Raw genomic sequence first — 10,953 nt, 5'->3', positions numbered from 1 at the left:
ATCCGGGTGATCGAGCGGGTGCTGGAGGACGAGCGCTTCGCCACCCTGGTGCGCGAGCAGGCGCCGCTCGCCGACCTGTCGGTCGCGGGCCTCGCCCATCCGGAGAACTACGTCGCGGCGATCGCCGCCGTGGCGCCGGACGAAGGGCTGGTCGGCATCGATTCCGACACGGTGATGTCCCCCGGCTCCCTGGAGGCGGCACGCCGGGCGCTCGGGGCCGCGGTGCGGGCCGTCGACGAGGTGATGGGCGGCCACGTCGCCAACGCCTTCGCGGCGATGCGCCCGCCCGGCCACCACGCCGAGCGCGAGCGCGCCATGGGGTTCTGCCTGTTCAACACCGCGGCGGTGGCGGCGCGCCACGCGCGGAAGCACCACGGCGCCGCCCGGGTCGCCCTGGTCGATTGGGACGTCCATCACGGCAACGGCTCGCAGGACATCTTCTGGGACGATCCCAGCGTGCTCTACGCCTCGACCCACCAGATGCCGCTCTTCCCCGGCACCGGCGCGGCGTCCGAGCGGGGCGAGCACGACACCATCGTCAACGTGCCGCTTCATGCGGGCGACGACGGCGACACGTTCCGGGAGGCGTTCGCCCAGGGCGTGCTGCCGCGCCTCGATGCGTTCCAGCCCGATCTGATCGTGATCTCGGCCGGATTCGACGCGCATTGGCGCGATCCGCTCGCCAACCTCAAGCTCACCGAAGCGGACTTCGCCTGGGCGACCCGGGAGGTGATGCGCGTCGCCGATCGCCGCTGCGGCGGCCGCATCGTCTCGCTGCTCGAGGGCGGCTACGACCTCATCGGCCTGTCGAAGTCGGTCGCCGCCCATGTCGAGACCTTGATGGGCCGGTGACGGACGGGCCCGGGCCGGCACGACGTCCCGGCCCCTGTTCTGCTAAGATTCGACATCGTCGGCGCCTCATCTCTTTGACGGATGCGCGGACATCTTGCGCCATGCTACCGAGGATCCGGTCTCACACGCAACCATCCTGCCGGAGCGACCGTGCCGGGCCGCTTGGTCGCTCACCGGGAGGGACGCATGATCCGCATCGTGTCAGCCGCTCTGCTCTGGCTCGGCCTGTCGGCCGGGCCGGTCGTGGCCCAGATTGCCTGTGCGCTCTACGAGCACGACAATTACCGCGGGCACTCGCTCATCATCGGCGCCGGCCAGCGCTTCAGCAATGTCGGCGCGGGCTGGAACGACAAGGCGTCCTCGGTCCGGGTCGGGCCGGGCTGCACGCTCACGCTCTATCAGCACAGCAATTTCAGCGGCGACCAGCGGACGGTCACCGGCGACACCGCCTCGCTCGGCAACCTGTGGAACGACCAGACCTCCTCGGCGAGCTGCCAATGCACCCGCGGGGTCGACCGCTTCTGCCGGTTCTACGCGGACGTCAACTTCAACGGCGCGAATCGCGGCGTCGCCGAGAATACCAGCCTGCGCTATGTCGGCGACGCCTGGAACGACAAGATCTCGTCCGTGAAGGTGCCGCAGGGATGCAGCCTGCGGGTCTACCAGCACCGGGATTTCGGCGGCGATTCGCGGGTCTTCGCGGCGGGCGACTACGCCGCCGTGGGCGCGCTCTGGAACGATCAGGCGTCATCGCTCCAGTGCTCGTGCCGGTAAGGGTGGGGCGCGCCCCCTACCCTTCCGGCGCCTCGTCGGCGACGATCTCGATGCCGAAGCCCGACAGGCCGACATAGGAACGCGCCGCGCTCGAGATGTTGCGGATCGAGACCACGCCGAGATCGCGCAGGATCTGGGCGCCCAGGCCCACCTCGCGCCACTGGCGCACCCGCGCTGCCTCGGCCCCGTCCTCGCCGGCACCGTCGGGCAGTTGCGACAGCGGCACGCCGGCGGTGCCGTCGCGCAGGTAGACGAGCACGCCGCGGCCCTCCTGAGCGAAGCGGCGCATCACCGCCTCGATCGTGCGGCCGCCCTCGATCACGTCCGCCACCACGTTCGAGCGGTGCAGCCGCACCAGCACGTTCCGGCCCTCGCCGATGCGGCCGTGCACGAAGGCGAATTGCTGCATTGGCTCGAACGGCGTGGTGTAGGCGTAGCCGGTCAACTCGCCCCATTCGGTCTTGACCGGGAAGGTGCCGACCCGCTCGACCAGCTTCTCGCGCGCCTGGCGGTAGGCGATCAGCTCCGCCACCGAGATCTGCTTGAGGCCGTGCGCTTGCGCGAAGGCAGTGATCTGCGGCCCCTTCATCACGGTGCCGTCGTCATTGGCGAGTTCGCAGATCACGCCGACCGGCGGGAGCTTCGCCAGCCGGCACAGATCCACCGCCGCCTCGGTATGGCCGGAGCGCATCAGCACGCCGCCGTCCCGGGCGATCAGCGGGAAGACGTGGCCCGGGCGCACGAAGTCGGTCGCCCCCATGTTGCCGTTGGCGAGCGCCCGCACGGTGTTGCAGCGCTGCTCGGCCGAGATGCCGGTGGTGAGCCCGTGCTTGACGTCGACCGTGACCGTGAAGGCGGTGCCGAGCGGCGCGTCGTTCGAGGCCACCATCGGCTCGAGGCGCAAGCGCTTGGCCTCCGCGGCGGTGATCGGCGCGCAGACGATGCCGCAGGTGTTGCGGATGATGAACGCCATCTTCTCCGGCGTGCAGAGCGAGGCGGCGACGACGAGGTCGCCCTCGTTCTCGCGGTCGTCGTCGTCGGTGACGATCACGATCTCGCCGCGGGCATAGGCGTCGATGGCCTCGATGATGGATGCGTGGGTCACGGGCATCTCCTGTCCCCGGGCCTCGAGCCCCAGGAAGTCGTTGGGGGTGACGGCGCCGCCGGTCTCCCGCGCCACGGCGGCGGCGGTCTCCCGCGACAGCCATGGCGCGGGGTTGTTGCACAAGCCGGTCACCGCCGCGGGCGAGAGCCCGCAGCGCCGCGCGAAGTCGAGGCGGGTCACGCCCTGCTGCCGGAGCCAGTCGCCGAGTTTCACGCCTCCGTCATAGCCTGCCGGCCGTTTCAGTCAAACTGAAACCGTGATGCCTTTCACTCGGACTGAAAACCGGCCTTGGGCGGACCCTCGCCGTGGTCTCCGACCTGGCCCCGGTGGCGCAACCAATGGTCGGCGAGCACGCAGGCCATCATCGCCTCGCCCACCGGCACCGCCCGGATGCCGACGCAGGGATCGTGACGGCCCTTGGTCAGCACGTCGACCGGGCGGTTGTCGCGGGTGACGCTCGCCCGCGGGGTCAGGATCGAGGAGGTCGGCTTGACGGCGAACCGGCAGACCAGCGGCTGGCCGGTCGAGATGCCGCCGAGCACCCCGCCGGCATGGTTGGCAAGGAAGATCGGGCGCCCGTCATTGCCGGGTCGCATCTCGTCGGCATTGTCCTCGCCGCGCAGGGCCGCCGCCGCGAAACCGTCGCCGATCTCGACGCCCTTGACGGCATTGATCGACATCATGGCGGCGGCGAGGTCCGCGTCGAGCTTGCCGTAGACCGGGGCGCCGAGGCCCACGGGCACGCCCTCGGCCACCACCTCGATCACCGCGCCGACCGAGGAGCCCGCCTTGCGGATCCCGTCGAGATACGCCGCCCATTGCCCCGCCGCGACGGGGTCGGGGCAGAAGAAGGGGTTGTTGTGGACCTCGTCCCAGTCGAAACGGGCACGGTCGATCGCATGCGGGCCGATCTGCACCAGGGCGCCGCGGATCGTCACGCCCGGGAGCACCTTGCGGGCGATCGCCCCCGCCGCCACCCGGGCGGCGGTCTCGCGGGCCGAGGAGCGCCCGCCGCCGCGATAGTCGCGGATGCCGTACTTGGCATCGTAGGCGTAATCGGCGTGGCCGGGCCGGTAGCTGTCGCGGATCTCCGAATAATCCTTCGAGCGCTGGTCGACATTCTCGATCATCAGCGCGATCGGCGTGCCGGTGGTGAGCGCCCGCCCGCCCGTGCGCTCGTCGGCAAAGACGCCCGAGAGGATGCGGACCTGGTCCGGCTCCTGGCGCTGGGTGGTGAAGCGCGACTGGCCGGGCCGGCGGCGATCAAGCTCGGCCTGGATCTCCGCCGCCTCGAGCGGAATCAGCGGCGGGCAGCCATCGACGACGCAGCCGAGGGCCGGGCCATGGCTCTCGCCGAAGGTGGTGACGCGGAAGAGGTGACCGAAGCTGTTGTGGGACATGGCGGCTATGCGAGAGGACGGGGCCGCTCTAGAGCATTTTGCTCCGGACGGGAAATGGTCTCGCGGACCGCTCCATCCGCCTGCGGACCCGGGGACCGGACACCCCGTCGGTCCGCCTTGCCGTTCGCCCTTGCCGCTCGCCGGCGGCTTGACATCGCAGCTTGGCGGCTCCTACACCCCCTAGCTTTGTCCAATGTGAGAGAAATATTACTTTTGGAGACCCAACCATGAAATGGATATACTGGCAATTAGTGCCAGTCCAGCACAGCATGAGCATCATATTCCGTCATTGATTTTGGAACGAGCCGGCACGAGCGAGGACCGAGATGAATATTTTCAAGTTATTGCGGCGTGGTGAGCGCAAGAAAGATGCCGATCTCGATGTAAGGTTCTACAGGGATTACTACGCCGACCTGCATCATGCAACGGATGAGGAGATCATTCGACATTGGGAGGAGTTCGGGCGGAATGAAGGCCGCTTCGGGAACGAATTGCAGGCCCGCGCCGCGGCCGCGGCCAGCGCCGGGCTTCCGCAGGATTTCGACGTCGGAAACTATCTGCGTCTCAATCCGGACGTGGCGGCCACGATCAGGTGGGATTTCCAGGCGATCTTCCACTATCTCGAGCATGGCAAGGCGGAGAAGCGCCCCTATTCCGGCTCGCCGCTCCCCGAAGCGGCCCGAAGCGGCCTGCCCCGGGGATTCAACCTCGCGAGCTACGTCGCCTGCAACCCGGACATCGGACGGGCGATCACCTCCAATGCCGCGCGCGTGACGCATTACTTCGATCACGGCCGCGCCGAGGACCGTCATTACGTCCCGCTCTTCTACGATCCCGCCTTCATCGCCCACCTCTATGGCGTGAGGGTCCCGCCGGGCCTCACGCCCGAGGATGCGGTCGTCGCCGTCAAGCAGCACTTGCGGGCGCCGGACGACCATCTCGTCTATTTCAACGAAGATGAAATTGCATGCGTCCACGGCATCAACATCCCCTACTTTTCTAAATATTTCGACCACAATTTCTATCAGCACAAATACATCAAGCAGCGCGGAAAATTCCTCAACAGGGCCGAATGCATTCGGCATTTCTGTGAGATTGGCCAGCACGAGCAGTTCGACATCTCGCTCGACGGCGCGTTCGACGACGCCTTCTTCCAGGCCGAGCACGGCGACGACGACACCAGCGGGTCGTCACGGCGGGAGCGGTACGCGCGCTGGCTGAGGAGCGACGCGAGCGAGCCGTTCTGGCCGAACCTGAAGGTGTTCGTCCAAGTGACCCACGGGGCACGACTGTCACGCGCGCTCGAGGCCAGAATCACGGCACGCCTCGGGCAGCCGTCGAACGGGACCGCCCCGGTGACACCGAGCCGGATCGTGAGGGACCTGATCGAGTGGCGCTGGGACCTGAACGAGCCCGCAGCGGCCAGCTTCTTCGCCGAGGTGGCCGACGCCCGCGCGCTCCAGGGCAAGGATGTCGAGGCCGCCGAGCTGTATGCGCGCAGCCTGATCCACCATCCCGAGCAATCGCGCGCCCTCAACCATCGCGCCGACATGATCGAGCGCGGCGGCAACGTCGCCCTGGCCACCCGCCTGCGCCAGCACATCGTCGCGCGCGATGCCAGCAACGAATGGACCTTCCGTCACCTGGCTCATGGCCTGCTGACGCTCGGCGAGCCGAAGGCCGCGGAACGCGCCATGGCGGCGGGCGTGGCGAAATACCCGGCTGACGTCGGCCTGCGCCTCAAACTGCGCGAGACACGGGAAAAATATTTCTACGACGTCTGGGAGAAGAGCGCGGACGTTGCCCTTGAGTCAGGCTACGACGAGGCGCGCGCGCGGGTGACCGAGGCCGCCCGCTGCCTCGCAGGGGGCGAGGAAGCGCCGGTGATCGGCACCGGTCCCGTCCGCCGCGTCGCCGTCTACGCCAATTGCGATCTGCCGCAATGCCGGTTCTACCGCGTCGATCAGCGCGCCGAGCAGCTCGTCGCCGCCGGATACGATGTCACGATCTACGATTATACCAAAGATCACAATAAATACATGTCCGATCTCATGCAGATCGACTATACGATCTTCTATCGAGTCCCCGCGTTTCCGAACGTCGTCGATGCCATCTCCCGGACGGCCGAGCTGGGCATCGTGACGATCTATGACATCGACGACCTGGTCTTCGATTCGGCTTATTTTCCGCCGGGGCTCGACACCTATGTCGGCCTGATCGATGCCCGCCAGCATGCGTCGATGGCATGCGGCGTCAGCCTGTTCGCCGAGGCCGCCGCCTTGTGCGAGTACGGCATGGCCTCGACGCCGAGCCTCGCCCGGCACCTGGAGCGCCGGGTACGGACGGGAACGGTGTTCCACCAGCCGAATGCCCTGAGCAGCGCGCATGTCGTCAGCATGCAGGGGCGGGCGAGGCCGCGCGGCGACACCGTCACGATCTTCTACGGCTCCGGCACCAAGGCCCACAAGCTCGATTTCGAGCAACTGATCGAGCCGGCGCTGGCGCGCCTGTTCGAGACCCACGGCAGCCGGATCCGCGTCGTGGTGATCGGCGAGGTCACGGTCTCGGACCTGCTGCGGCCCTGGGCCGACTACATCATCACCTCGCGGCCGATCGCCAACGTGGCCTCGTACTGGGACCTCCTGCGCGAGGCCGACATCAACATCTCGGTGCTGGTGCCGGACACGTTCAACGACTGCAAGAGCGAGATCAAGTGGATGGAGGCCGCGATGTTCGGCATTCCGTCCGTGGTGAGCGGCACGCAGACGCACCGCGAGGTGATCGTCGAGGGGGAGACCGGCTTCCTGTGCGACTCGAGCGCGGCGTTCCACGCCGCCCTCGACCGCCTGGTCCGCTCGCCCGACGAGCGGCGGCAGATCGGCGAGGCGGCCAAGCAGGTCGTGCTCGACCGCTACGGGATCGAGCGGCAGGCGAAGGGCCTCGCCGCACTCATCGACCGGTCTACGGCGCGCCAGCTCGCCCCGCGCAAGAGGCTCGTCATCGTCAACGTGTTCTACCCGCCCCAGGCCATCGGCGGCGCCACCCGGGTCGTCCACGACAACGTCCGCTCGCTGCGCCGGATCCTGGGGGCCGAGTGGCAGATCGACGTGATCTGCACCCTCGAAGGCGGGCCGGTGCCCTATGCCCTCGACTGGTACGTGCGCGAGGGCGTGCGGGTGTTCTGCATCACCGCCGCCGATCACCCCGACATCGACAACCTGGTCGAGGATCCCGAAATGGGGCGGGTCTTCGACCGCGTCCTCGACCGGATCGGCCCGGACCTGATCCATTTCCACTGCATCCAGCGGCTGACCACGAGCTGCGTCACCGCGGCGATCCGGCGCCGCATCCCCTACCTGATCACGATGCATGACGGCTGGTGGATCTCGCCGCACCAGTTCCTGATCAACGGCAACCGGGTGGTCGAGACCTACGACTTCAGTGGCACGGCCTCGCTCGACGCCTATATGGGCGAGGACTATGTCCGGGCCCGCACCCTGCTGCGCTGCGTCAACAGCGCCGCGCGCATCCTGACCGTGTCGCGGCCGTTCGGCGAGCTGTGCCGCCGCGTCGGCCTCGACCGGATCGAGGTGGTGGAGAACGGCGTGTCGCGGCTGCCCGAGGTCGTCCGGACCGCGAGCCCGACCGGCCGGGTCCGCCTCGGCTTCATCGGGGGCCTCGCCGACCACAAGGGCTACGGCCTGATCCGCACCGTGATCCTCAACGAGCCGTTCCGGAACCTGAGCCTGCTGCTGATCGACCACGCCATGCACCCGAGCGAGCGGGTGACCGAGGAATGGGGGAGCGTGCCCGTCGAGATCCGGGGCAAATTCCCGCAATCGAGCATCGGCGGGCTCTATGCCCATATCGACGTGCTGCTCGCCCCCTCGGTCTGGCCGGAGAGCTACGGCCTCGTGACCCGGGAGGCGGTCGCCGCGGGCTGCTGGGTCGTCGCCTCCGACCGGGGCGCGGTGGCCGATTGCGTCGTCGAGGGCCGCAACGGCTACGTCGTCGACGTGGCGGACGAGGCCGGCCTCCTCACCGCACTCCGCTTCATCGACGAGAACCCGGCGATCCACCTGCGCTCGCCCGATCACAACGCCCCGATCCGGACCGCCGACCAGCAGGCGGAGGAGCTGGCGGTCATCTACGGCACCGTCCTCGACGCCGACCGGGCGGCGCGGGCCTGACCTGCGCCCCGCGCCGGCAGCGGCCGGGGCTCCGGGCGCGGATCCCCGCTCCGACGGCGCTCCGGCACCGAGGCCGGCCCGTCGGTCCAAAACCTCCGGGCACCGCCGCACTCCCGACGCAGAAAGCCCCGGCATCGATCAGACGATGCCGGGGCGTCATCACGCGACGACGATGGACCGACGGCGTCCTGTCCGGCCCAGTGCGGGAGCGCCGGCCTCAGCGCCGCGGCTGGAACAGCGGCTGAGCGAGAGCCTCGGCCCGGGCCATCCACAGGTCGCGTTCGGCGCGGAGTTCCTCGGCCCGGTCGATCTCCTGCTGAACATGGGCGCGTAAGGAGCGCAGCTCCTCGGCCAGCAGCGCCTGAAGCTCGTCGTAGCGCCCATGTTCCTGACGCAGCCGCGCCTTGAGCACCATGTTCTCGGCCATCAGCGCGGCGAGGTCGTCCTGCTCGCCGCCGGCCGCCGGCGGGGCCTCGGCCTCCATCGGCTCGTTGGGGGCGACGATGCGCGGCTCCCAGGCCGGCTGGGTCTCGGCCGGCCGGCGCGGCGCGGCGCGCGCCTGATCGGCGGCGTCGATCCGCGACAGCGTGGCGAGCCAGTCCTGAAGCGGTCCGGAGGGCTGCCGCGCCGCGGCGGTGGTCTGCGTCTTCAAGGCGGGATCGGACACGCCGCATCTCCTGCGAATCTTGACCTCATGTAACCCCCCGCATGGTTAAGAAGCCGTAAATGGGCGCGCTGTGCGGAACAGGCGGGCTTCCGGAATTGACAACGCGGGCCCGGGAGGTTAGGCCCCGCCCTCTCAAGACGAGGTCTCGTCTCGACGCCGACCGGCCCGTGAGGCCGGAGGTCAACGCCCGACAGCGCGATGCGCCCTCGGGCGCGACTGGCGTTGCGCATGGCCTCGCGATCCGTCACCCGATGGGTGGCACGCAGGAGACCGGATGACCAGGACCGACACCACGCCGCTGCGCATCGAGGACGCCGTCAACGCGCTCTGCCCCTGGTCGGGCAAGCCGATCGCCGCCGACTCGCTGACGCTCTACAACGGCGCGGTCGTGGGCTTCTGCAATCCCGATTGCCGCGACACGTTCGAGCGGGCGCTCACCCATTTCGAGGGCGCCCTCCAGGCCCGGCGCGCCGCCTCCGCGGGCCTTGACGAATAACCCCCGGAGACTGACCGCATGTTCGAAGGCCTCTCCGACCGTCTCTCCGGCATCCTGTCCGGGCTGACCCGCCGCGGCGCCCTGACCGAGGCCGACGTCACCGCCGCCCTGCGCGAGGTGCGCCGCGCCCTGCTGGAGGCGGATGTCGCCCTCGAGGTCGTGCGCTCCTTCACCGAGAAGGTGCGAGAGCAGGCAGTCGGCGCCGTCGTGCTGAAGTCGGTGACGCCCGGCCAGATGGTCGTGAAGATCGTCAACGACCAGCTCGTGGCGATGCTGGGCGGCGAGGCCGGGATCATCGACCTCAACGCGCCGGCGCCCGTCGGCATCCTGATGGTCGGCCTCCAGGGCTCGGGCAAGACCACCACCACGGCGAAGATCGCCCGCCGGCTGACCCAGCGCGACAAGCGCCGGGTGCTGCTCGCCTCCCTCGACACCCGCCGCCCCGCCGCGATGGAGCAGCTCGCGGTTCTCGCGGGCCAAGTCGGCGTCGAGTCGCTGCCGATCGTCGCCGGCCAGTCGGCGGTGCAGATCGCCAAGCGCGCCATGGAGGCCGCCCGCCTCGGCGGCTTCGACGTGGTGATGCTCGACACCGCCGGCCGCGTCACCCTCGACGAGGCGCTGATGCAGGAGGCCGCCGACGTCAAGGCGGCCACCAAGCCCCACGAGGTCCTGCTCGTCGCCGATGCGCTGACCGGCCAGGACGCGGTCAACACCGCCCGCGCCTTCGACGGACGCCTGGGCGTGACCGGCATCGTGCTGACCCGCATGGACGGCGATTCCCGCGGCGGCGCGGCACTCTCGATGCGGGCGGTGACCGGCAAGCCGATCAAGCTCGTCGGCACCGGCGAGAAGGTCGACGCACTGGAGGAATTCCACCCGGCCCGCGTCGCCAACCGCATCCTCGGCATGGGCGATATCGTCTCGCTCGTCGAGAAGGCGGCCGAGACCATCGACCAGGAACAGGCCCTGCGCGTCGCCGAGAAGATGCGCAAGGGCAAGTTCGACCTCGACGACCTGTCGATGCAGCTCGCCCAGATGGAGAAGATGGGCGGCATCGGCGGCCTGATGGGCATGCTGCCCGGCATGGGCCAGATCAAGAAGCAGGTCGAGGGCGCCAACCTCGACGAGAAGATGTTCAAGCGCCAGCGCGCCATCATCTCGTCGATGACCCCCGAGGAGCGCCGCAACCCGGACATCCTCAAAGCCTCACGCAAGAAGCGCATCGCCAAGGGTTCCGGCGTCGACGTCTCGGAGATCAACAAGCTCCTCAAGATGCACCGCACCATGGCCGACATGATGAAGGCCATGGGATCGGGCAAGCGCGGCATCGGCCAGGCCCTCGGCAGCATGTTCGGCCTGGGCGGCGGCATGGGCGGCGGCGGCATGGGCGGTGGAATGGGGGGATTGGGCAAGATGATGGGCGGCCTGCCCCAGCCCACCCCCGAGATGCTCGCCGAGTTGCAGAAATC

The 10,953-nt window shown here is 69.0% G+C and carries 8 protein-coding genes; 5 read left to right on the top strand and 3 right to left on the bottom strand.

Annotated elements, in window-relative coordinates; genetic code table 11:
- Together VP06_RS31765 and VP06_RS31760 are read left to right on the top strand one after the other, a co-directional pair.
- On the top strand, positions 1 to 852 hold an 852-nt coding region (locus VP06_RS31765), incomplete at its 5' end, for a histone deacetylase family protein (protein WP_048467818.1).
- 186 nt (positions 853 to 1,038) lie between these two features.
- Positions 1,039 to 1,626, top strand: a complete 588-nt coding sequence (locus VP06_RS31760; RefSeq protein ID WP_048467816.1) for a beta/gamma crystallin domain-containing protein — start codon at positions 1,039 to 1,041, stop codon at positions 1,624 to 1,626.
- A gap of 16 nt (positions 1,627 to 1,642) precedes the next feature.
- On the opposite strand, the gene ribB is transcribed toward VP06_RS31760, so the two are convergent.
- Together ribB and aroC are read right to left on the bottom strand one after the other, a co-directional pair.
- Positions 1,643 to 2,944 (bottom strand): 3,4-dihydroxy-2-butanone-4-phosphate synthase, encoded by a 1,302-nt coding sequence (gene ribB / locus VP06_RS31755; protein WP_425350976.1) that lies wholly within the window; start codon positions 2,942 to 2,944, stop codon positions 1,643 to 1,645.
- 53 nt (positions 2,945 to 2,997) lie between these two features.
- Positions 2,998 to 4,131: a chorismate synthase gene (aroC, locus tag VP06_RS31750; protein ID WP_048467815.1), complete on the bottom strand. Its 1,134-nt coding sequence runs from the start codon at positions 4,129 to 4,131 to the stop codon at positions 2,998 to 3,000.
- 326 nt (positions 4,132 to 4,457) lie between these two features.
- Here aroC and VP06_RS31745 point away from each other — a divergent pair, with 326 nt between their 5' ends.
- Positions 4,458 to 8,321 (top strand): glycosyltransferase, encoded by a 3,864-nt coding sequence (locus VP06_RS31745; protein WP_048467814.1) that lies wholly within the window; start codon positions 4,458 to 4,460, stop codon positions 8,319 to 8,321.
- A gap of 217 nt (positions 8,322 to 8,538) precedes the next feature.
- Here the strand turns inward: VP06_RS31745 and VP06_RS31740 are convergent, their stop codons facing one another.
- Positions 8,539 to 8,988: a hypothetical protein gene (locus VP06_RS31740; RefSeq protein WP_048467813.1), complete on the bottom strand. Its 450-nt coding sequence runs from the start codon at positions 8,986 to 8,988 to the stop codon at positions 8,539 to 8,541.
- Between the two features lie 274 nt (positions 8,989 to 9,262).
- Between VP06_RS31740 and VP06_RS31735 the strand changes: the two genes are divergently transcribed.
- Both VP06_RS31735 and ffh read left to right on the top strand, forming a co-directional pair.
- Positions 9,263 to 9,484 carry a glutathione S-transferase gene (locus VP06_RS31735; RefSeq protein WP_048467812.1) on the top strand — a complete coding sequence of 74 codons (222 nt, stop codon included), beginning with the start codon at positions 9,263 to 9,265 and terminating at the stop codon, positions 9,482 to 9,484.
- Between the two features lie 18 nt (positions 9,485 to 9,502).
- Positions 9,503 to 10,953 (top strand): signal recognition particle protein (gene ffh, locus VP06_RS31730; RefSeq protein ID WP_048467811.1); only part of this gene is annotated, 1,451 nt, incomplete at its 3' end.

The sequence above is a fragment of the Methylobacterium aquaticum genome (assembly GCF_001043915.1).
In the GTDB taxonomy this organism is placed as follows: Bacteria; Pseudomonadota; Alphaproteobacteria; order Rhizobiales; family Beijerinckiaceae; genus Methylobacterium; species Methylobacterium aquaticum.
This window is presented reverse-complemented; position numbering and strand designations above follow the sequence as displayed.